The organism is Streptomyces sp. NBC_00252 (genome assembly GCF_036187565.1).
In the GTDB taxonomy this organism is placed as follows: domain Bacteria; phylum Actinomycetota; class Actinomycetes; order Streptomycetales; family Streptomycetaceae; genus Streptomyces.
Genome location: NZ_CP108087.1, coordinates 4,833,809 through 4,853,481, shown reverse-complemented (window position 1 = coordinate 4,853,481; position 19,673 = coordinate 4,833,809). Strand labels below are relative to the sequence as shown.

The following is a 19,673-nucleotide window of genomic DNA, read 5'->3' as shown; positions in this document are numbered from 1 at the left end:
CTCACTTCCCTCTGTTCGGCATCTTCCGCTGCTTCGCGCCTCCGTGGCATGCTCACGGCTGACGCAGATCTGAACGTCGTTCACATCCATGAAGAGCCGCATGGGAGGGCGTACGGACATGAGCAATGCCCGCTTCACCAGACGAGCCCTGCTCGGCACCGCGACAGCCGTGGCGCTGGGCGCGGCGACCGGCGCGGCACGAGCGGCCACCGCCGCCCAAGTCCCGTCCCTCTGGCGGGAGTTCACCCGCACCCCCTACACCCATCCGCAGATCCCGTACATCGGCGGAGCGGGCGCCCGACGCCACCCCCGGCGCCCCCTCGTCCTCGACGTCCGCCGCTACGGCGCCGATGGGGGTGCCCCCGGTCGAGCGAAGTCGAGACTGGGGGAGGACGGCGTGACCGACTCCGCCCCCGCGATCAACCGTGCCATCGCTGCTGCCGGCAGGGCCGGCGGTGGCACGGTGCTCATCCCGCCCGGCACCTTCCGCATCGACGACGTGATCCGCGTCGGCCACTCCGGGGTCGTCCTGCGCGGCGCCGGCAGCGGTCGTACGAAGCTCTACGCGACGCGGAACCTGACCGAACTGATCGGCGTCTACGGTTCCCGCTACGGCGGCGACAAGTCGTCCTGGTCCTGGGCCGGCGGCCTCATCTGGCTTGCCCCGACGGCGCGTTGGGACTCCCTGGTCGCCGCGATCCGGGCGAAGGCCTGGCCCTTCGAGGGCTGGACCGGCAACAAGCGTGACGAATGGCGGCAGTTGACGACCGTCGAACCGGCCCGGCAGGGAGCCTGGACGGTGACGGTGGCGGATCCCTTTCCACTGCGGCCCGGTGAACTCGTGTTGCTCCGGCTCTCCGACGACTCCGGTCACACCCTCCTGGAGCACATGGCGGGCGGCGGCCCCGGCCCCGAGGCGTACTACTGGGACGACAAGACGAAGCTCCTGTCGTACGTCCCCTACGAATGGCCCGTCCGCGTCGCCCACGTCCACGGCCGCAAGGTGACCCTCGAACGCCCGCTGCCCTTGGACCTCCGCCCCGAGTGGAACCCCCAACTCACCACCCACGTCGAGGAGTTGACGGGTTCCGGTGTCGAAGGCCTCACCCTGGAGGCCGTCGAGACCCCGCAGCAGCCCCACCTCCTCGACAAGGGCTACAACGGCGTCGTCCTCCAATGCGCCTACGACTGCTGGGTCGACGACGTCACGGTCCGGCACGTCGACAACGGCTTCGGCCTGGTCGCGGCCTCCGCGTGCACCCTGCGCCGGACGACGGTGGCGGGCCGCGGCTCCCACCACCCCTACTTCTGCCGCGAGGGCTCGCACGACAACCTCGTCGAGGACTTCACCATCGAGCAGCGCACGGTTCCGGCCCCGGCCAACACCCAGCTCCACGGCATCAACGTCGAGGGCCTGTCCTCGTACAACGTCTGGTCGCGCGGCGACATGCGCATGGGCACCTTCGACAGCCACCGCGGCCTGCCCTTCGCCAACGTCCGTACCGACATCACGGTGAACAACGACGGCCGCCACGGCGGTGACGCCAACGCCGGGCCGCTCTTCGGCGCCCGCTTCACCCACTGGAACATCCGCGTCACCAACGGCCGCGCCGGGCTGATGAAGCTCGACCAACTCGCCCCGTACAGCGCCACGGTGGGCCTCAACACGGTCACCGAGTTCGACCAGATCGACGTCCCCGACTTCACCGGCGACCTGCACACGCGCCTTGAGCTCTACGGCACGACGGATGTCGTACGGCCGCGGAACCTGTACGAGGCGCAGCGGCGGCTGTAGGTCAGCTGCGGCGGAGGACGTCGTAGCCGATGAAGTCGAACATGCGGGTGGCGGTGGGGAGTTGGCGGGGTGCGGCGGTGAAGCGGTGGGCGCCGACGGACTGGGGGATCGACGGGTCCGACAGCCACAGGCGCTCGAAGCCGCGCTCCTCCAGCCAGGCGCAGACCTGGGGGACGAGGTCGGGGAGCAGGTCGCGGCTGCGGGTCCAGACGAGTGTGCCGCCCGTGCGGCACAGGGCGGTGCAGTGGTCGAGGACGCGTTCCACGTCGGCGTCGCTGATGTTGCCGAGGAGGCCGCAGACCAGGACCAGGTCGGCGGGGGCGAGTTCGGCGTACTGGTCCGTCGACGCGGCGTCCCCGGCGACGACTTCGACGCCGGGGAGGTCCGCGGCGCGGGCCGCGCGGATCGCCACGTCCACGTTCCGTTCGTCCAACTCGACCAGGCGGGCGCGGACTTCACGGCCGCGGGGGTGGTCGGCCAGGACGCCGATCAGGTCGCGGCCCTGTCCCGCGCAGAGGCTGAGCGCGGTGAGGGGGCCCGGCGGGGCGGTGTCGAGGGCGGCGCGGATGCGTTCCTGGATGAGGGCCAGGCGCCGGCTCAGGTAGGAGTCGGGGGAGTCGTACGCGTCGTGCCACTCATGCCAGTCCATGCGCGGAATCTAGTGACCGCGCCGACCCCTGTCGCGTGAATAACGCCCCGGCGTGACCCCGACCAACTTCCGGAAGTGGCGGGTGAGATGGGACTGGTCGTAGAACCCGGTCACCGTGGCCACCTCGCCCGGCGGGCGGCCCTCCAGGAGGAGACGGCGGGCGTGGTCGACGCGGCGGGACATCAGGTACTGGTGCGGTGCGATGCCGTACGCGCCGCTGAACGCCCGGACCAGATGGGCCGGATGGGCGTGCACGAGCCGCGCGGCCTCGTCGAGGGCGATGCCCTCGGTGACGCGCTCGTCGAGGAGTTCGCGCAGGTCGCGGGCGAGGGTGGGCGCGAAGGGGGTGGGGGCGGTGGACGGCCGTAGGTGCGCGTGCAGCCGTTCGGCGATGAGCGACAGGCGGCTCTCCGCCTCCAGTTCGTCGCCGGGGTGGTCCAGTGCGGTGTGCAACTGGCCCACGCGCAGGCGGAGTTCGGGGTCGCGGAGGTCGGGACTGTCGACGGCGGAACCGATCAGGTCGTCCGGGAGGTGCGTGCCGTCGAGATAGAGGACGCGCTTGCGGAAGCCGTGCGGGGTGGCGGGGGAACCGTTGTGCGGGACGTGCGGCGGCAGCAGGGACACGGTGTCGTGCGGGGTGCCGTGCTCGTGCCGGTCCAGGTCGTACCGTACGGCCCCGTCGTCCACGATCAGCAGCGTCCACGCGTCGTGCACGTGCATCGGGTACGCGTACTCGGTGAAGTGGGCGTGGAAGACCTCGACGACACCGGGGATGCCGGGACGCCAGGCGGAGACTTCCTGTTCGGGGCGGGACGGGCCGGCCCGTCCCGGGCCATGTTGCGGGGCCATGCAAAGAACGTACAAGACGGAGCCGGGGAGCGGTCGGCAGTCTCGACGTATGAGCACTGACACCACCGCCGGCACCGCCACCGCTGCCGCCGAACCGGTCCGCTTCGACACCAAGATCGCCGTCCTGCTGCGGGACGACCTGGAGCCCTGGCAGCGGCTGAACGTCACGTCGTTCCTGGTCAGCGGCCTGGGATCGCAGATTCCCGAGGTGATCGGGGAGCCGTACGAGGACGCCGACGGGGTCGGCTACCTCCCGATGTTCCGGCAGCCGGTGATGGTCTTCGAGGCCACGAAGGAGGTCCTGGTGGCGGCCCACGGGCGGGCTCTGACCCGTGCCCTGCCCCGGTCCGTCTTCACCTCCGACCTCTTCACCACCGGCAACGACCGGGACAACCGGGCGGCGGTGCGGGCCGTCGCCACGGCCGAGCTGGATGTGGTGGGGCTGGCGGTGTACGGGCCGCGGAACGGGGTGGACAAGGTGGTGAAGGGGGCGCGGATGCACCCGTAGACCCCCTCCTGGTCCTGCTCGGCGGCGTCGGCCTCGGGCATCCGCAGCCGCCCTTGTGCCCAGCTCAGGCCGCGCTGACCTCGGGCACCCGCGGCCGCCTATTTCCCGCTCAGGCCGCGCTGACCTCGGGCTTCGTCGCGGCGGCCGGTGCCTCCACGGCCGTAGGCACGGAGACCGGGACCCGGCGCATCAGCGCGCCGTAGCCCACCGCCGCCACCGTGCCCACCGCCGCGCACATCGCCCACAGCCATGCCGCGCCGAGGTGGTCGATGACGGCACCCGACATCAGCGGGGCGACCAGCGCGGCCACCGCCCAGGACAGGGTGTACATGCCCTGGTACCGGCCGCGCCCCTGGACCGGGGAGAGGCGGACGACCAGGCCCGTCTGGGTCGGCGCGTTGATCATCTCGCCGAGGGTCCACACGCACACCGTGAGGGCGAAGACACCGACCGAGCCGGCGAACGCGGTGAGCCCGAAGCCGTAGCCCGCGAGGATCGACGAGACCACCAACAGCCGCTTGGCGTCCCGGTGTTCGATGAGACGGGTGACCGGGATCTGCAGGACGACGATGAGGAAGCCGTTGATGGCGATCGCGGTGCCGTAGTCCGCGGGCGTGAACCCGGCCTCGCCCATCGCGACCGGCAGTCCGACCGAGCCCTGCTGGAAGACGACCGCGACGAGGAAGGACAGTCCTACGACGCTCATGAACCGCCCGTCGCGCAGCACGGTCCCGAGCCTGACGGCGTCCGGTGCCCCCTTGCCGGCGTCCGCCGCGACGGTGGGCCGGGACTCCGGCAGCCGCAGGAACACGACGACCGCGCAGACCGCCGTCATCCCGGCCTCCAGCAGGAACCCGGCGCGGTAGCTGACCTCGGCGATGAAGCCGGCGGCCATGGACGAGACGGCGAAGCCGAGGTTGATGGCCCAGTAGTTGAGCGAGAACGCCCGGACACGGTCCTCGGGGCGCACGATGTCGGCCATCATCGCCTGCACCGCCGGGCGGGACGCGTTGCTCGCCGCCCCGACCAGGCACGCGACGGCGGCGATGGAGACCGGGTCGTGCACGAAGCCGAGCAGCGCCACGGACGCGGCGGTCGCCGACTGCGCGATGAGGAGCGTGGGGCGGCGGCCGATGCGGTCGGTCAGCACGCCCGCGCCGATCGAGGAGGCGACGCCGCCGAGGCCGTAGAGGGAGGCGACGAGGCCGGCGTAGGTCGCGGAATAGCCGCGGTCGAGGGTCAGGTACAGGGCCATGAACGTCGAGACGAACGCGCCGAGCCGGTTGACCAGGGTGCTGGTCCACAGCCACCAGAACTCGCGGGGCAGGCCGGAGACGGTCTCCCGGGCGGCGCGTCTCAGGGCGGCGAGTGACATGGATCGTTCCCCCACGGTCGGACAGCTGGCGTGTAAGCGGCGATGGCCGCGAGCACAACTTACGAAGGGGAGGTCGGGGCGGACCACTCAATTAACAGAAGCCGTCAACTGTGGGACGGGGAGGCGGGCGCCAGGCGGGCGCCCGAATGCGTGGATTACGCTCTGAGGCATGGCCGACGCACCGTACAAGCTGATCCTCCTCCGCCACGGCGAGAGCGAGTGGAACGCGAAGAACCTGTTCACCGGCTGGGTGGACGTCAACCTGAACGACAAGGGCGAGAAGGAGGCGGTCCGCGGCGGTGAGCTGCTCAAGGACGCCGGCCTGCTCCCCGACGTCGTCCACACGTCCCTCCAGAAGCGCGCGATCCGCACGGCGCAGCTGTCGCTGGAGGCCGCCGACCGCCACTGGATCCCGGTCCACCGCAGCTGGCGCCTGAACGAGCGCCACTACGGCGCCCTCCAGGGCAAGGACAAGGCGCAGACCCTCGCGGAGTTCGGCGAGGAGCAGTTCATGCTGTGGCGCCGGTCCTACGACACCCCGCCGCCGCCCCTCGAGGACGGCACGGAGTTCTCCCAGTCGGACGACCCGCGCTACGCGACGATCCCGCCGGAGCTGCGCCCGCGCACGGAGTGCCTCAAGGACGTCGTCGTCCGCATGCTCCCCTACTGGTACGACGGCATCGTCCCCGACCTCCTCGCCGGCCGCACGGTCCTCGTCGCCGCCCACGGCAACTCCCTCCGAGCCCTCGTCAAGCACCTCGACGGCATCTCGGACGCGGACATCGCGGGCCTGAACATCCCGACGGGCATCCCACTGGCCTACGAGTTGGACGCGTCCTTCAAGCCGGTGAAGCCGGGGGGGACGTACCTGGACCCGGACGCGGCTGCGGCGGCGATCGAGGCGGTTAAGAACCAGGGCAAGAAGAAGTAGACCGAGCTGAAGAAGCCCCCTGCCAGCGGGTTTTCTGCTGCCAGGGGGCTTCGTCATAGGCGGGGGCCGCCTGCGGGACGTGGGACTAGGAGCGTTGGTGGCGCCAACGCCTGAAGTTCACGCGGAAGGTCATCATGAAGGCGAGCGGGAGCGAGACGACCGCTGGGACGTCCACCCAGAAGCCGTACCCGGCCTCGCTCATGCCGATCATGCAGAACGGCAGAGCGCGCGGGCAGATGTCGATGGTCAGGCCGAATCGTGGCATGCTTGTCCTCTCCAACGTATCGAGAATCTGTTCCCCAGGTTTGCGAACACGGTTGGAGATAGGGCCGCCTCCGTTGCATCGGAGGCGGCCTTTCCAATCCGCGAGCAGAACTTAACCACGGATTGTCTGACCGTCAAAATTGTCCGCGGATACCCCCAGGGGGGATCGGTCGATAATCTCGACTACATGGCCAACCTCAGTCAGGTTAAGTGCCTCGAAGGGGTGCTGCGGCGTACTTGCCGATATTGACTCCGCTCCTCCTTCCATACCCGGGCGGCCGGCCGCCCGGCCGCCCAGGCGGGAGGGCGGGAGGGCGGGAGGGCGGGAGGGTGGCCACCCACCCGCAGATGTGGGTGGCGTCGGTGAATTGCGTGTCGCAACATTGTCGGTGGACCAAAGTTCACGGACTACAGTTCACGGATGGTGATTCCAAATGCTGTGGTCGGTGAATTGCGTGTCGCAACATTGTCGGTGGACCAAAGTTCACGGACTACAGTTCACGGATGGTGATTCCAAATGCTGTGGTCGGTGAATTGCGTGTCGCAACATTGTCGGCGGACCAAAGTTCACGGACCACAGTTCACGGATGGAGCGTTTGAGGTGCATCCTTCTGTGTGTCAGGCGAAGACGGCCGCATTCGCCTTGCGGGTGCGCTCCTCGTTGGACGGCATCAGGTGCGCGTACACGCGAAGCGTCAGACCAGGGTCCGAGCGCCCAGGTGCTCAGCGAGTGCCTTGATGTTCTCCCCGGCGTCCAAGAGCACCGAGGCGTAGAAGTGTCTGAGTGCGTGCATGCCGTTCTCGCGAGACTAGACGTACGACTCCGCCAGGCTTCCGCTCGGGGATCACGCCGGCCGAGGCCAGCGCCCGCTTCCGCACCTCCTTGTTGAGGGACGTCCGCCAGACGTGACCACCGCGCGGCCCGGTGTCCTGTCGGTCGGGGCAACGGCCAACCCGTATCCAGCTCTGAACGGACGTCGCCCGTCACCCACCTGCGACCGGCACATCAGGGTTCTGCATCCTGGGAACCATGACGAACCCCGAGGGCCCTTACGTGAAGGTGCACTTCCGGCTCGAGGTCGAGGACGACTGGCCCCCGGCATCGGTGGAGAGCCTGTGGGCTGTCGACCAAGGCGACGGCACCGCGCGGCTCGACAACGTCCCCTGGTTCGTCCGAGGCGTCGCCTGCGGAGACATCGTGGCCACCGAACCCGATGACGAAGGCGTGCGATGGGCCGGCGATGTGATGCGGCGTTCCGAGAACTGCACCATCCGCCTCATCGTGTTCCGCGACGACGGTTCAGCAGCCGCACGGCAGAGCGTGATCAACGCGTTTCGCGAACTCGGAGTCAGCGGCGAGGGGATAGAGAAGTTCGGCATGGTCGCCCTGGACGTCCCGCCCACCGCCGATCTCGCCGAGGTGCAGCGGTTGCTCAACCACGGTGTGGCCAAGGAGTGGTGGGACATGGAAGAGGGATGCATCACCGCGCAGTGGCGGGCTGCCTCCGTCGGCTGATGCCGGTCACGTGACCCATAGCCGGGCCGCCCCTGGCCCGCCCGAGGTCGCTCAACGTTGGCCAAGGACGACCGACGACGACCAACGACGAGCGCCAGGCGCACAAGCCCACCGCCCTTGAGCAGCAAAAGCCCAGCTCTCCAAGACCCCCGACGACACCCAGGGCAAGAAGAAGCAACACCGCTTCCTGACCGACCCCAGACCCCCCTCCTGGCGAAGCCCCCCACCTGCGGATTCCTTCCGGTGGGGGGCTTCGTGCTGGGCGGCGGAGGGGGCGGCGGGAGGGGCCCCGGTGAACCCCCTGGGCCCCCGGAAGCGCATCGGAAGCGGATCGGTTCTGGTGGCGGAAGCGGTGATGTTGGTGGCATGCGAGGGGTCGATCAGCCCTTTGCGGGGATCTCCCGTAGCCCCGTAGCCCCGTAGCCCCGTAGCCCTGTTGGCCCGTAGGCCCGCCCCCCACGCCGCCCATCCGCTAGCCCGCCATCCCGTCGGAGCGTCCCATGAACGACCTCGGACCACCACCGCCCACTCCCGCCGTACCGAACCCCCCGACGCCCTACCGGGCCGACGGGCTGATACCGCCCGCCGGAGCTGCCCGTACGTGGGGGCTCGCCGTCATCGGGGTGCCTCTGCTGGCCGTGCTGCTGTTGGGGCTGGTCGACGGGGCCTACTCGAGTGGCGGCGGGGCGCAGGCCCGGCCGTGGAGTCCGCCGACCGCGTCGTACACGTACAGCCAGTCCGCCGCGCCGGATCCTTATGGTGCCTCCGACTCGCTCACCACCGCGCCGGACCCGTACGCCGCCTCCGACCCGGTCACCACCGCGCCCGGGACGACGGAGACCGGGGACGCCGGGGGAGGGAGCGCGCTCGTCGATCCGACGGAGGAGACGACCACTGCGGCGGCGACGCCGGAAGCGGTCGTCACCGCCTACTTCGCCGCGGTCAACAGGCGTGACTACCAGACCGCTTGGGCCCTCGGGGGGAAGAACCTGGGTGACGGCAGTTACGGCGCGTTCGCTCAGGGATACGCCAACACCCAGCAGGACACGGTGAGTCAGCTGTCCGTCCAGGGGAGCGTCGTACGACTGGTCCTCAACGCCCTTCAGACGAACGGCACTTCGAGCAAGTTCAGCGTCACCTACACCGTCGAGAACGGTGTGATCACGCACGGCACGGCAACCCCGATCGGCTGACACCCCGCACGAGTGGAGCGCTGAACCATCGTGAGCACACAGGCACCGCACCACCCCTACGCCCCCGGCCGTCCGCCCGGAGCGCCACAGACCCCCCGCGTGTACGCACGGACCAAGGCCACCCGCCTGCTGTCCGCGGGCACATACCTCGATCCCGTCTACCGCAGAGCCGTCATACGGGAGTTGCTCAAGCACCGCTTCCGGGTGGTCGCGCCGTCGTACGGCTACGACGCCGTCTCGGTCCTCGCCCACGCGCTCGCGGCCCGCCGACTGCGCCGTATCCAAGGGGGAGTTGTGGCCGGCTCGGCGGTCGCGCTCCTGCTGCTGACGATCGGCCCGCTGAGCTTCTTCATCGCCGCCCAGCTGATGTTCTGGGTGCTGTGGGGCGCCGCCTATCTGCGCCGGATCGTCACCCTGCACATCCTGATGACCCGCCTGAAGGAGACCGGCCCCGCTGGCGGTTTCGACGGCTCCTACCCCGTCGCCGGCAGACTCACCGACGCCCTGATCGGCAAGATCGACCGCGAACAGGCAGGTCAGACCGGCCTCGTCTTCTACGGCGGTTTCCGGCCCTTCGTCGGAGCGGGCGAGCCGCTGCGCGACTGGGCGAACGCCCAACTCCTGCTCGGCGCACCGAAGAACCGCCTCGCCGCCCGCAAGGAGTTCGAGGCGTCCGGGGGCGACCTCGACGAGGTGGAGCGCAAGCCCGTCCTGCCGTTCACCGTCCACGACATCACCACGTACGTCGCCCACCGGATGGGCGCGGAACTCCGCGACGAGGCCCGCTGGGACGAACGCATCGAGGGGCTGACCGTCGAGCAGCGCCGCTACACGACGGCGATCCGCACCAACGACCGTACGGTGGGAGCCGGTTGGTCCCAGCTGCCGGGGATGGACGACCTCCCGGCCATCCACTGGCGGGAGGACTACGACTCGGCCCGCGAGTACCTGTGCATCCGCGTCGGCTCCTGGAACGAGGAGCTGGTGACCTCGATCTTCGTCGGCTTCGACCTCAAGGGCGACACCCTGCACACCGAGTTCTACACCTACGTACTCGGGCCGCTGGTAAGGGAGTTCCACCTCGTCGACCGACTGCCCGACGCGTTTGACGGACGGCTCGCGGTGCGGGTCGCGTGGGACATGGTCAAGGCCGTGCCGCGCTGGTGCCTGGCTTTTGGGCTGTGGCCCCTGCGGCTGGTTCCCCGGCGCTTCCTGCCGCGGCGGGTACGGCGGTTCGTGCGGCCCGCGCGGGGCGGCTGGAGCACGGTCACGTTCACCGGAGGGAGCGCGGAGGTCGACACCAGCGAGTTCCGGCTCGGGCGCTACGCGAAGAAGTCGGTGGACTGCGGCGCGCTCACCAGCGTCCGGGAGATGGCCACCAGCGACACCTACCACCACTTCTTCCAGAAGACCGACGCCCTGAAGTACAGCCAGATCGTCGAGCGCCGGCTGCTGCACACCATCCGGCAGTTCCTGGGCGAGCACCACGTGGATCTCGCCGACCACGACCGTGCGCAGACCAACATCCTCTTCGGGGACAACGCCCAGGCGATCCTCGGCGGCCACAACGAGAACTTCGGCTACAACTACCAGCCGCCGGGCCCCAGTTCGCCCGGCAGCGGAGGAGACTAGGCATGGGCGACAGCGACAGCCATACCTTCGGGGACAACAGCCAGGTCATCCTCGGCGGGGAGAACTCGGGCTTCGGCTACAACTACCATGCGGCGCCCACGACTTCGGCCGCCGGGCCGAAGGCCTCCGGGCAGCCGTCCGCACCGCCGCCCGTCGGTCACGACCGCAGCCGTAGCGTCTTCGTCGTGCACGGCCGGGACGAAGAGGTGCGCGCGGCGATGTTCGGACTGCTGCGCAGGCTCGACCTACGGCCCCTGGAATGGGAGGAGTTGGTGCGGGCCACCGGCAGGACCGCGCCCTTCCTGGGCGAGGTCGTCATGAACGCACCGGCGCAGGCACAGGCCGCCCTGGTCCTGCTCACCCCCGACGACGTCGCCAAGCTCCACCCGCATCTGCTCGGGAACAGCGAGCGGGACGACGAGACCCAACTCACCGGCCAGCCACGGCAGAACGTCCTGATCGAGCTGGGCATGGTGCTGATGGCCTACCCCGAGCGGACCGTCATCGTCGAGGTGGGGCGGCTGCGGCACGTCGCCGACACCGCGGGCATCAACGTCATCCGGTTCGACGGCACGGAGGCCTCCCTCGCGAAGATCGCCGCCCGGCTCAGGCTGGCCGGCTGCCAACTCGACGACAACGGGCCGGAATGGCGCGACACCCGGTACTTCCGGAATCTCTCCGCGTACCGACGGCTCGCCTGAAGCACCGGAAAAGAGCGGGAATTGAGGGGGACGGGCGCTCCGGCGTCCGTCCCCCTTCCTTCTTTTCCCGCGCGCTCTTCATACGCGGTCCAGTCCGGCCGCCAGCACCCGCAGGAACGCCCCCACCTCCCGCATGTCGATCCGCTCCAGGTCGGCGGGCCGTACGATCACCCGCAACTCCCGGCAGACCGCGCCCTCCCGGGACCGCGCGATGAACGACATCAGGATCAGCCGCAACAGGCTGTCCTGGTCGAGATGGTCGAGCCGGGACAGCCCCGAGCCGACCAACGGCATGGCCACCGCCTCCAGTTGGGCATGCCGGTGCAGCGCGTCCCACAGCCGGCCGAGCCCGAGCCAGAGGTCCTCGACACTGGACGCGGCCACACAGTCGTTGCCGATACGGCTGTACGCGACGCCGAACACCAGCCTCGGCCGGGCGCCCAGGACCGCCACCGTGCCGAGCGGATACCGGTCCAGCTTGCCCAGCGGCTTGCGCTCCCGGTCCTCCCGCCCGACCGGGGTGACCCCGGCCAGCGCGGCAGTCAGGTCCGCGTCCAGCCGCCGTACATCACCCTCGTACCGGCGGAGCAGCAACTGCCCTTGCACACTGGCCGCGTTGATGACCTCGCCGGTGGCCGACGCGGTGTCGAAGGTGTCGCAGAACCCGACGACGAGATGCGCCGGCTGGTCGAACACGTCGCCCGCCTCGACGACCACCGTCAGGTCGGGGCGTCGGAAGGTCTGCTCCACCCGCGGCACCGGACGCGCCTGGCCCAGCCCCCACGCCAGGCAGGCCGCCACGGACACCACCGTGACCGTGCCGGGATCGGGAAAGCTGCGGGGGAAGAACTGCCCGACGAACTGAAGGACCGCGGAAATGCCGCCGAAAGCCACCATCGTGCTGCGCGCGAAAATCCTGCGCGCCCGCCCGGTGCCGTAGAACCGCAGAAATCTGGAAAACACGGTTCCTCCAGGACATCATGATAATCTGCTGGTCACTTATCGGTGACGCAGAGTGATGAAGCAGAGCGGCTCAGCGATACAGGAACGCGGCGGGGGCGACGCGGGTGGCCGATGGACAAGTGCGCATTCAGGTCAGAGTGCTGGGGCCGGTCCGGCTCGACGTCGACGGGATCCCGATCCGGCTGACACCGCTGACCACCCGGCTGCTGGTCCGCCTGGTGGCCGCCGAGGGCGAGGCCGTGCCGGTGCGTCAACTGCGGCGGGACGTATGGGGGTTGGCGGACGGCCCGCGCCATCTGGACCAGCGCAATCGCAACGAGGTGCAGAAGCGCGTCCTGGAACTGCGGCGCGCTCTCGACCCCGTCCAGGACGGCACCGCCGCCCGCGTCCTGCGCACCGAGCAGCAGGTCACCGTGCACGGCCCGGAGACCGCCTACCGGCTGGTGCTGCGGCCCGAGGAGCTGGACAGCGCGCGGTTCACGGCGGTCGTCCGCGGTGCGCTGCTCGCCCCGCCCGCGACCGCGGCCCATGAGCTGGCCGAGGCGCTGACCCTGGTCCGGGGGAGGCCGCTGGCCGAGGTCAACGGCGAGAACTTCGCGGACCCCTTCATCCGCCGCCTCACCGCACTGCTGGACTCCGCCCGCCGCGAACTGGTGCGCGTGCAGGCCGACTTGGGACGTCCCGACCTCGCGCTGCCGGTCGCCGAACTGATCGTCCGCGACCACCCCGACGACTTCGACGCCGCGCGCGTCCTGGACACCCTGCGCGCCGCGCTCCGCGCCCGCCACGGTGCCGAACTGCTGCGCCACAGAGTCCCGTTGCCCGGGCAGCGGGCCGATGTCGTCCTGGTCCGGGGCGACTTGTTCGAGCAGACCGACTGCAATCTGGTCGTCGGGTTCACCGACACCTTCGACACGGAGACCGACCAGGACATCGTCATCAGCCGCGACAGCGTCCAGAGCCAGCTGGTCGACCGGCTCTTCGGCGGCCGACGCCGCCTGCTGGACGAGAAGTTGAAGGCCGGGCTGCGGGGCGTGCGGGCCGTCGGCACGGAGAGCGCACGGGCCAAGCCGCGCGGCCGGCGGGTCCGTTACCCGGTGGGCACGACCGTCGCCGTGCCCGTCGACGGCCGCCGGATCTTCGCGGTCGCCTATTCGCGCCTCGGCAACGACCTGGTGGCCAGGTCCGGGAACGAGGACCTGCGGGCGAGCCTGGACCGGCTCTGGGCCTCGGTCGCCGTGCACGGCCTGTTCAGACCGGTCGCCGTCCCGCTCGTCGGCTCCGGGCTGGCCCGGGTCACCGACCTCGACCGCGGCCAACTCGTGGGCCTGATCGTCGACTCGTTCATCGCCGCGTGCCGTCTGCACCCCGCGCTCACACCCGAACTCCGCATAGTGATCCGCCCGGAGGACCTCGCCAGCACCGACCTCTCCCCGGTCGAACGCCGCTTCCACGAACTGGTCCCGGACCTGGACGACCACACGGACCACCCAACTCCAAGGTGAGACCGGGCAGTTGCGGACGACCGGCCCCCGCACCGACAGGTTCCTCCGCAGCTCCGGCTCCCCCACGCGGCACCCCCCACCGGCCCCTGGCCCGCCCCCACCCGGCCTCACCGAGCCCCAGTGCACCGCCCCACCCGCTTCCGCGGGTAGCCACCATCCGCTTCCGATCCGATTCCGACACCACGCGCGTGCCGGATCCTGGGGGGATCCACGGGTTCCCAAGCCGATGCCACATGTCACCGTCGCCCAGTAACCTGCGGCGATCACCCGTGTCCCACAGGGAGGCTTCATGGAGGCCAGCACTCTCGTCAGTCCGGTCCGCTTGTGGTCGGCGCAGGAAGTTCTGGCGCGCCCGAGCCCCGTCCCGGCGGCGGCAGGGGTCTACGGGTGGCACTTCGAGCAGCAGCCCCACCCGGACCTGGACGCCGGGCGCCTGCTCTACGTCGGGATAGCCCCGAGGTACATGGCGAATCGGACCAGCACGCAGAACCTGCGCAAGCGGGTGCGCTACCACTACCGGGGCAACGCGGCCGGCTCGACGCTGCGGCTTACCCTCGGATGCCTGCTCGGACTTGAACTGCGGCGCGTGGGCAGTGGCAAGCGGATGACCTTCGGCAAGGTCGGCGAAGCAGAGCTGAGCCAGTGGATGGCGGACAACGCGCGGGTGTCCTGGATCGAGCAGAGCGAACCGTGGACCCTGGAATCACAGCTCATCTCCCAACTCGACCTCCCGCTGAACCTCGACCAGAACCGCCACAACGCGTTTCACGGTCGCTTGAAGGAGCTACGGGCCCAAGCACGGCGGCGAGCCCGGGAGTTGCCGGTCAGCTCGTAGGTGGCTGCCATTCCCTCGTCTCCGCCGACGCCCCCGCCTCACGGAGCACCCCGACCGCCGCCTCGGCGTCCGCCTGCGGGACGCCGTCGAGCACCACGGCCGGTGCGTCCATCACCAGGACCTTGCTGCGCCAGAGGCTGAGCCCCGTCAACCGGCGTACCACCTTGGCGACATCGAGCACCCGCGCACCGGCGTCGACGACCACGACGTCGTAGTCCACGTGGTCGCAGACCAACTCGAAGTACACGATGTGCTCGGGGCCTTCGGGCACCATCACTCCCCTCCGCCGGGATTCATAGCTCCAGCTTCCCAACTCGCGGTCCCGCGCGGCACCATGGCGTCGCAGGACAACGGGGGGTGCCGTGGGGAACAAAGAGACCGAACAGGCCGCGATCACACACGTGTTGGCCCTGGAGCGGGCCGCCGGCCGCGAGCCCAGGGATGTCCGCACGTCAGGCCTGCCGTACGACGTCGACAGCGCGCCTCGCATGATCGAGGTGAAGGCGTTCAGCCGCTCGGCACGCAGCGAACCACTGCCGCTGGAACACCGCCAAGTCGAGGCCGCCCGGGCGAATCCCGATCGCTTCCACCTCTACGTCGTCGACAACCTCGCAGGCCTGGACGGACCCGAGATCGGCGTACGCGTCCTGCGCGGCGAGATCCTCCGGGCGATGATCGAGCGCTCCGAGCCGCAGCTGACCTACTGGCCCACCTTCAGGGCGGCGGAGTACGACGACGGGGAGCGCCTCCCCACCCGGTGATTTCTCGTCATTACGTAGATACGCGACGTGACCGAGCGGGAGGATGAGGCCACGGCGTAACTCGTCCGCCCAGCGGACCTGTTGCCGCCGTAGTCCACACGCACTCTCGGGGGGAAGAGCACCCATGGCGAACCAGTACCCCGGACCGCCTCCGGAACAGCCGCCCGGGCAGCCCGGGCAGAATCCGTATGCCGCGCAGCCCGGTGGTCCCTACGCCGAGGGGGCCTACGGCTATCCCACGGCCCCGGGGGCGACCCCCGTCTACGGCTACCCGCAGGCCGCCCCGCAGCCGCAGCCGTACGCGCAACAGCAACCCCAACCCGCCTTCGCAGCACTTCTGTTGACCCTCGGGGACATCGCCGTCAACGGTGACACCATCGTCAGCCCGGCCGGGCCCATGCCGCTCAGGGGTGCGGTGTGGACGGCCACCGACATGTCGCGGACGGAGGAGCGGATTCCGCCGCATGCGATCGTGCTGGCGATCCTGTTCTTTCTGCTGTGCTTCATCGGGCTGTTGTTCCTGCTGATGAAGGAGCGGGTCACCACCGGGTTCGTGCAGGTCAGCGTCAACAGCGGGGGCCGGCACCACTCCACGATGATTCCCGTGCAGTCCCGGAACCAGGTCGTGCACGTCCTCAACCAGGTGAGTTACGCGCAGTCCATCAGCATGTGAAGTGTGTGAAGCGAGTCAACACGACTACGGCCCAGGCTTGTTGGGCCTGGGCCGTCCTCGTCGGTTGGGTCAGCGCCGGCTGGCCCGTGCCAGTGCCGGGACGAAGCGCAGCGCGTCCACCGTGCCCACGCCGGTCGCCATGTCGTAGCCGTTGACCGCGGTGTAACCGGTCACGCCCTCGTACGAGTTGTTCGTGCCGTCGTTCACGTCGACGATGCCGTTGGCCTTCGCGCCGTGCCGCGCCAGCGTGTACAGCGCCGAGTTGATGTTGCCGACCCGGTGCCCCGCCGCCTGGTCCGCGAGGGCGACGATGCCCGAGAAGAGCGGGCTGGCCTCGCTCGTGCCGCCGTAGACGTCCCAGCCGACGGCCGTCGGGTCGAAGCTGGAGTACGTCCACGCGCCGCCGTTGACCGCCGCGGCCATCGAGACGTCGGGGGTGGCACGCTGGGTGCCGACGATCTTCTTCACGCCGTTCTGGAACGACGGGCGGGCGAACACGTGGGACTGGCCGCCGCCGCCCGCGCCGTAGTCGTTGTAGACGCTGTCCGGCGTGACGCGGTCACCCTTGTCGTCCAGGTGCAGCTGCGTGCCGCCGATCGACGTGACCAACGGGTCCGAGGACGGCCAGGAGTTGACCGGCTTGTCGTAGTAACCCTTGCCGTCCGCCGTGGAGTCGGTCGCGCCGCCGTCGCCGGAGGAGGCGAGGACGGTGACGTGCTTGCGGTTCGCGTCCTGGAAGGCGTAGCGCAGCTTCTTGATGCTGGAGAAGTCGCCCTGGTCGAAGCCGGGGAAGGTGTTCTCGGTGGCGCCGAAGCTCTGTGTGATGACGTCGCCGACGCCGTGGTCGATCAGCGCCTTCTCGGCGTCCATCATCTCCGGCAGCCCGGTGACGCCCTCGGTCTCCGCGACGGCCGTCTCGACCAGCACGATCTTCGCGTCGGGCGCGACCGCGTGCGCCATCTCGACGTCCAGGGTGGTCTCGCCCGCCCAGCCGGTCATGTCGGCGTTCGTCGGGTCGAAGACGGGGACCTTGCCCCACTTGACGACGTTCACCTTGGTGCTGTGCATGCCGAACTGCTTGCTGTACGTGTCGAGATCGTGCTGGATCGTCGGCGAGCCGAACGAGTCGACGATGACGATCGTGCGTCCCTTGCCCGTGATGCCCTTCTTGTAAAGGGAGTTGAGGTTGTACGCGGTGCGGTACTGCAGCGGGTTGTAGCACGCGATGCCCCACTTGGCCTCGCACTGCGCGCTGGACAGCGGGCTGGGCACGTCGCGCGCGAGGGTGTGCCCGGTGATGGCCGGGATCGCCTTCGTCTGCGGTACGGCGGCGGGCGCGGCGCCGGCGACGACGGCCAGCGGCGCGGTCGCGAGCGCGGCGGCGGCGAGGGTGGCGGTGGCGGCCGTAGCGGCGGCGAAGTTCAGTCTCGTGCGGGCTATGTGCATGAATCCCCCCTGAGTGCTGCGGAGTTCGTCCGGCTGTCAGCCGGGCGAAACGGTCTCCGCGCATCTCATCGAGTGAGACATGCACAGGACAAGACTGTTGAACTGTCGATGCCGAACCCTTTGCCCAAACAGCACCAAAGACTCGAACGGTCCTGGTGATCCGACCTGTTGACGCGGGCGAACCGCCTCAGACCGCGGAACCGGCCAGCCGCCGGAACGCCTCCGTCGTACCCGGATGCGCGATCTCGTCCAGCAGGTGCCGCCACTCGGGGTCGCCCGGAACGGGATGCGCCCGGTCCCACGCGGCCAGGAGCGGCGCGAGGGCGTTCTCGCCGGCGACCGCGGTGGTACCGGCGTTCATGAACTGCTGCGATTCCATGGGACGTTCCTTCCGGACGGAGTGCCTGCACGATCGGTCGCGAACTGCCTGACTCCTACGATGCCTTCGCCCGCCTACAGGAACCATGGAGAGCCCCACCCGATGAGGGGTGGGGCTGGCCGCACCCCGGAGGGACCCGCTCGCCGGTCCTCAGATCGAGTACGGCACCGGGTGCACCTCGTCCGCCCGGTGACCGGCGCGTTCGTGGACGCGCTGCACCGCCTCGGGCGACGGGGCCTCCGAGAGGCAGTACACGGTCCCGGTCTCCGGATCGGCCCAGGCCCGCTCGAAGTGGACGCCCTCGTCCTTCTCCACCGCGAGGTCCGCCTTGTGGGCCGCCATCAACTGGTCGGCCGTGATGCCCTTCATTCCGTGGTGTACGTCCATGTACTGAGCCATGGCCGCGCACCTCCTTCCGTGCGCTCGCCCGCTCTCTCCTTCCCTTCCATGCTGCGCCCGTACGGTCCTCCCGGCCACCGTGCGCAACGATCAGGGGAGGGGGGCCCGGACACGGCGGAGGGGCCCCGGCGCGGTGTGCGCCCGGGCCCCTCCGGTGGTGTTACGCGGCGGTCAGCCGCACTGGCACGGATTGCCGGACTGGCAGCCGCAGCCGCAGCCCGAGCCGCAGCCGCAGGCGCCGAAGAGCGGGAGACTCTTGATCTCGGCGGGCTGCTGGGTCTCGCGCTCCTGCGTCGGGTCGGGCGTCGTGGCGGGGGATTCGGCCATGGGTCCTCCTAGAGGGCTGGTGCCTTTGCCCATTGGATGCCCGCTGCGCCAGGCGCATCAACGGCGCATTGGGGCTCCCCCGCAAGCCCCCGGCCCGCGGCGCCTCGCCCCGGACCCGGGACCTACGCGCCCTCCGCCCCCGTCACCGGCTGGATGTCCGGCTGCAACTCGTCCGCGTGCTCACCCGTGACCAGGAAGACCACCCGCTTCGCGACCGACACCGCGTGGTCGGCGAAACGCTCGTAGTAGCGGCCGAGCAGGGTCACGTCGACCGCGGTCTCGATGCCGTGCTTCCACTTGTCGTCCAGCAGGTGCTGGAAGAGCGTGCGGTGCAGCAGGTCCATGTCGTCGTCGTCCGCCTCCAGCTGGAGGGCCAGGTCGACGTCCTTCGTGATGATGACCTCGGCCGCCTTGGCCATCAGACGCTGCGCGAGCTGACCCATCTCCAGGATGGTCGCGTGCAGGTCGTGCGGCACGGCGCGGTCGGGGAAGCGGAGCCGGGCGAGCTTCGCCACGTGCTGGGCGAGGTCGCCGGAGCGCTCCAGGTCGGCGGACATGCGCAGCGACGTGACGACGATCCGCAGATCCGTCGCCACCGGCTGCTGCCGGGCCAGCAGGGCTATGGCCCGTGCTTCCAGGTCGTGCTGGAGGTCGTCGACCTTCTTGTCGGCCTCGATGACGCTCTCGGCCAGCTTCAGGTCGGAGTCCAGGATGGCCGTCGTGGCGCGTCCGATCGCCGACCCGACCAGCCGGGCCATCTCCACCAGACCGTCACCGATCGAGTCAAGTTCCTCGTGGTACGCGTCCCGCATCAGGGTTCCCTCTCCTACGTTGTGCTTCGGGGGTCAAAAGGGCTCAGGGGGCTCGGTGGACTCTGGGGGCCCGGGCCCGTCGGTGTGACGTAAAACCGGCCCTTCCACCCCACGCTCCCACGTTCCCGTTCCTACGCGACGGTTTACGCCACCCCAAATG

The 19,673-nt window shown here is 69.8% G+C and carries 22 protein-coding genes and 1 pseudogene; 11 read left to right on the top strand and 12 right to left on the bottom strand.

All coding sequences use genetic code 11. The features are described 5' to 3' along the window. The first annotated feature begins 118 nt into the window (after nt 1–118). Nucleotides 119–1,795 (top strand): glycosyl hydrolase family 28-related protein, encoded by a 1,677-nt coding sequence (locus OHT77_RS21095; protein WP_328830096.1) that lies wholly within the window; start codon nt 119–121, stop codon nt 1,793–1,795. Between the two features lies 1 nt (nt 1,796). Here OHT77_RS21095 and OHT77_RS21090 read toward each other — a convergent pair whose 3' ends face one another. Together OHT77_RS21090 and OHT77_RS21085 are read right to left on the bottom strand one after the other, a co-directional pair. After that, on the bottom strand, nt 1,797–2,444 hold the full coding sequence (locus OHT77_RS21090) for a class I SAM-dependent methyltransferase (protein ID WP_328830095.1): 648 nt from the start codon (nt 2,442–2,444) through the stop codon (nt 1,797–1,799). Nucleotides 2,445–2,453: 9 nt separating this feature from the next. Further along, nucleotides 2,454–3,293 carry a helix-turn-helix transcriptional regulator gene (locus tag OHT77_RS21085; RefSeq protein WP_328830094.1) on the bottom strand — a complete coding sequence of 280 codons (840 nt, stop codon included), beginning with the start codon at nt 3,291–3,293 and terminating at the stop codon, nt 2,454–2,456. Nucleotides 3,294–3,342: 49 nt separating this feature from the next. Between OHT77_RS21085 and OHT77_RS21080 the strand changes: the two genes are divergently transcribed. Next, nucleotides 3,343–3,801 (top strand): DUF2000 domain-containing protein, encoded by a 459-nt coding sequence (locus OHT77_RS21080; RefSeq protein ID WP_328830093.1) that lies wholly within the window; start codon nt 3,343–3,345, stop codon nt 3,799–3,801. A 109-nt stretch (nt 3,802–3,910) separates the two neighbouring features. On the opposite strand, the gene OHT77_RS21075 is transcribed toward OHT77_RS21080, so the two are convergent. Next, the gene (locus OHT77_RS21075; RefSeq protein ID WP_328830092.1) at nt 3,911–5,176 is read right to left on the bottom strand and encodes an MDR family MFS transporter; all 1,266 of its coding nucleotides are present in this window, start codon (nt 5,174–5,176) and stop codon (nt 3,911–3,913) included. 169 nt (nt 5,177–5,345) lie between these two features. Between OHT77_RS21075 and OHT77_RS21070 the strand changes: the two genes are divergently transcribed. Further along, nucleotides 5,346–6,107 (top strand): phosphoglyceromutase, encoded by a 762-nt coding sequence (locus tag OHT77_RS21070; RefSeq protein WP_266771017.1) that lies wholly within the window; start codon nt 5,346–5,348, stop codon nt 6,105–6,107. An 85-nt stretch (nt 6,108–6,192) separates the two neighbouring features. Here OHT77_RS21070 and OHT77_RS21065 read toward each other — a convergent pair whose 3' ends face one another. Next, nucleotides 6,193–6,372: a hypothetical protein gene (locus OHT77_RS21065; protein ID WP_328830091.1), complete on the bottom strand. Its 180-nt coding sequence runs from the start codon at nt 6,370–6,372 to the stop codon at nt 6,193–6,195. A 617-nt stretch (nt 6,373–6,989) separates the two neighbouring features. Further along, nucleotides 6,990–7,298, bottom strand: a pseudogene (locus OHT77_RS21060) (site-specific integrase); the annotation flags it as partial. A 103-nt stretch (nt 7,299–7,401) separates the two neighbouring features. Here OHT77_RS21060 and OHT77_RS21055 point away from each other — a divergent pair. The 4 genes from OHT77_RS21055 to OHT77_RS21040 all read left to right on the top strand — a co-directional run bounded on the left by OHT77_RS21055 (nt 7,402) and on the right by OHT77_RS21040 (nt 11,413). After that, nucleotides 7,402–7,887: a DUF4265 domain-containing protein gene (locus OHT77_RS21055; RefSeq protein WP_328830090.1), complete on the top strand. Its 486-nt coding sequence runs from the start codon at nt 7,402–7,404 to the stop codon at nt 7,885–7,887. 500 nt (nt 7,888–8,387) lie between these two features. Continuing rightward, complete coding sequence (locus OHT77_RS21050) at nt 8,388–9,080, top strand: hypothetical protein (protein WP_328830089.1); 693 nt, start codon at nt 8,388–8,390, stop codon at nt 9,078–9,080. 30 nt (nt 9,081–9,110) lie between these two features. Continuing rightward, nucleotides 9,111–10,712: a hypothetical protein gene (locus tag OHT77_RS21045; RefSeq protein WP_328830088.1), complete on the top strand. Its 1,602-nt coding sequence runs from the start codon at nt 9,111–9,113 to the stop codon at nt 10,710–10,712. Between the two features lie 2 nt (nt 10,713–10,714). Next, nucleotides 10,715–11,413: a nucleotide-binding protein gene (locus tag OHT77_RS21040; protein WP_328830087.1), complete on the top strand. Its 699-nt coding sequence runs from the start codon at nt 10,715–10,717 to the stop codon at nt 11,411–11,413. A gap of 78 nt (nt 11,414–11,491) precedes the next feature. Here OHT77_RS21040 and OHT77_RS21035 read toward each other — a convergent pair whose 3' ends face one another. After that, nucleotides 11,492–12,376, bottom strand: coding sequence for a macro domain-containing protein (locus tag OHT77_RS21035; protein WP_328830086.1), 885 nt, complete (start codon nt 12,374–12,376; stop codon nt 11,492–11,494). A gap of 119 nt (nt 12,377–12,495) precedes the next feature. On the opposite strand from OHT77_RS21035, the gene OHT77_RS21030 reads away from it, so the two are divergent. Further along, nucleotides 12,496–13,881, top strand: a complete 1,386-nt coding sequence (locus tag OHT77_RS21030; protein WP_328830085.1) for a macro domain-containing protein — start codon at nt 12,496–12,498, stop codon at nt 13,879–13,881. A gap of 289 nt (nt 13,882–14,170) precedes the next feature. Then, nucleotides 14,171–14,716, top strand: coding sequence for a GIY-YIG nuclease family protein (locus OHT77_RS21025; protein WP_328830084.1), 546 nt, complete (start codon nt 14,171–14,173; stop codon nt 14,714–14,716). Here OHT77_RS21025 and OHT77_RS21020 read toward each other — a convergent pair. Beyond that, complete coding sequence (locus OHT77_RS21020; RefSeq protein ID WP_328830083.1) at nt 14,706–14,990, bottom strand: ribosomal protein L7/L12; 285 nt, start codon at nt 14,988–14,990, stop codon at nt 14,706–14,708. The genes OHT77_RS21025 and OHT77_RS21020 overlap by 11 nt on opposite strands. 88 nt (nt 14,991–15,078) lie before the next feature. Between OHT77_RS21020 and OHT77_RS21015 the strand changes: the two genes are divergently transcribed. Further along, entirely contained in the window at nt 15,079–15,477 is a 399-nt protein-coding gene (locus OHT77_RS21015; RefSeq protein ID WP_328830082.1) for a DUF3883 domain-containing protein, read from the top strand. Between the two features lie 124 nt (nt 15,478–15,601). Continuing rightward, the gene (locus OHT77_RS21010) at nt 15,602–16,150 is read left to right on the top strand and encodes a hypothetical protein (protein WP_328830081.1); all 549 of its coding nucleotides are present in this window, start codon (nt 15,602–15,604) and stop codon (nt 16,148–16,150) included. A gap of 69 nt (nt 16,151–16,219) precedes the next feature. Here the strand turns inward: OHT77_RS21010 and OHT77_RS21005 are convergent, their stop codons facing one another. From OHT77_RS21005 to phoU, 5 genes are all read right to left on the bottom strand, one after another. Beyond that, nucleotides 16,220–17,596, bottom strand: a complete 1,377-nt coding sequence (locus tag OHT77_RS21005) for a S53 family peptidase (protein ID WP_328830080.1) — start codon at nt 17,594–17,596, stop codon at nt 16,220–16,222. Nucleotides 17,597–17,783: 187 nt separating this feature from the next. Further along, nucleotides 17,784–17,975 (bottom strand): hypothetical protein, encoded by a 192-nt coding sequence (locus OHT77_RS21000; RefSeq protein ID WP_328830079.1) that lies wholly within the window; start codon nt 17,973–17,975, stop codon nt 17,784–17,786. 150 nt (nt 17,976–18,125) lie between these two features. Next, nucleotides 18,126–18,374: an SCO4226 family nickel-binding protein gene (locus OHT77_RS20995; RefSeq protein WP_328830078.1), complete on the bottom strand. Its 249-nt coding sequence runs from the start codon at nt 18,372–18,374 to the stop codon at nt 18,126–18,128. 171 nt (nt 18,375–18,545) lie between these two features. Beyond that, complete coding sequence (locus OHT77_RS20990) at nt 18,546–18,701, bottom strand: hypothetical protein (protein ID WP_019062518.1); 156 nt, start codon at nt 18,699–18,701, stop codon at nt 18,546–18,548. Nucleotides 18,702–18,823: 122 nt separating this feature from the next. After that, complete coding sequence (phoU, locus tag OHT77_RS20985; RefSeq protein WP_266771033.1) at nt 18,824–19,513, bottom strand: phosphate signaling complex protein PhoU; 690 nt, start codon at nt 19,511–19,513, stop codon at nt 18,824–18,826. Nucleotides 19,514–19,673 lie beyond the last annotated feature (160 nt).

Excerpts from the sequence above, each read along its gene's own strand:
- OHT77_RS21020 (WP_328830083.1), bottom strand. The coding sequence starts at position 14,990 with ATGGTGCCCGAAGGCCCCGAGCACATCGTGTACTTCGAGTTGGTCTGC.
- OHT77_RS21010 (WP_328830081.1), top strand. The coding sequence starts at position 15,602 with ATGGCGAACCAGTACCCCGGACCGCCTCCGGAACAGCCGCCCGGGCAG.
- OHT77_RS21005 (WP_328830080.1), bottom strand. The coding sequence starts at position 17,596 with ATGCACATAGCCCGCACGAGACTGAACTTCGCCGCCGCTACGGCCGCC.
- phoU (WP_266771033.1), bottom strand. The coding sequence starts at position 19,513 with ATGCGGGACGCGTACCACGAGGAACTTGACTCGATCGGTGACGGTCTG.
- OHT77_RS21070 (WP_266771017.1), top strand. The coding sequence starts at position 5,346 with ATGGCCGACGCACCGTACAAGCTGATCCTCCTCCGCCACGGCGAGAGC.
- OHT77_RS21055 (WP_328830090.1), top strand. The coding sequence starts at position 7,402 with ATGACGAACCCCGAGGGCCCTTACGTGAAGGTGCACTTCCGGCTCGAG.
- OHT77_RS21025 (WP_328830084.1), top strand. The coding sequence starts at position 14,171 with ATGGAGGCCAGCACTCTCGTCAGTCCGGTCCGCTTGTGGTCGGCGCAG.
- OHT77_RS21085 (WP_328830094.1), bottom strand. The coding sequence starts at position 3,293 with ATGGCCCCGCAACATGGCCCGGGACGGGCCGGCCCGTCCCGCCCCGAA.
- OHT77_RS21040 (WP_328830087.1), top strand. The coding sequence starts at position 10,715 with ATGGGCGACAGCGACAGCCATACCTTCGGGGACAACAGCCAGGTCATC.
- OHT77_RS20995 (WP_328830078.1), bottom strand. The coding sequence starts at position 18,374 with ATGGCTCAGTACATGGACGTACACCACGGAATGAAGGGCATCACGGCC.
- OHT77_RS21095 (WP_328830096.1), top strand. The coding sequence starts at position 119 with ATGAGCAATGCCCGCTTCACCAGACGAGCCCTGCTCGGCACCGCGACA.
- OHT77_RS21050 (WP_328830089.1), top strand. The coding sequence starts at position 8,388 with ATGAACGACCTCGGACCACCACCGCCCACTCCCGCCGTACCGAACCCC.
- OHT77_RS20990 (WP_019062518.1), bottom strand. The coding sequence starts at position 18,701 with ATGGCCGAATCCCCCGCCACGACGCCCGACCCGACGCAGGAGCGCGAG.
- OHT77_RS21090 (WP_328830095.1), bottom strand. The coding sequence starts at position 2,444 with ATGGACTGGCATGAGTGGCACGACGCGTACGACTCCCCCGACTCCTAC.
- OHT77_RS21065 (WP_328830091.1), bottom strand. The coding sequence starts at position 6,372 with ATGCCACGATTCGGCCTGACCATCGACATCTGCCCGCGCGCTCTGCCG.
- OHT77_RS21000 (WP_328830079.1), bottom strand. The coding sequence starts at position 17,975 with ATGGAATCGCAGCAGTTCATGAACGCCGGTACCACCGCGGTCGCCGGC.
- OHT77_RS21080 (WP_328830093.1), top strand. The coding sequence starts at position 3,343 with ATGAGCACTGACACCACCGCCGGCACCGCCACCGCTGCCGCCGAACCG.
- OHT77_RS21075 (WP_328830092.1), bottom strand. The coding sequence starts at position 5,176 with ATGTCACTCGCCGCCCTGAGACGCGCCGCCCGGGAGACCGTCTCCGGC.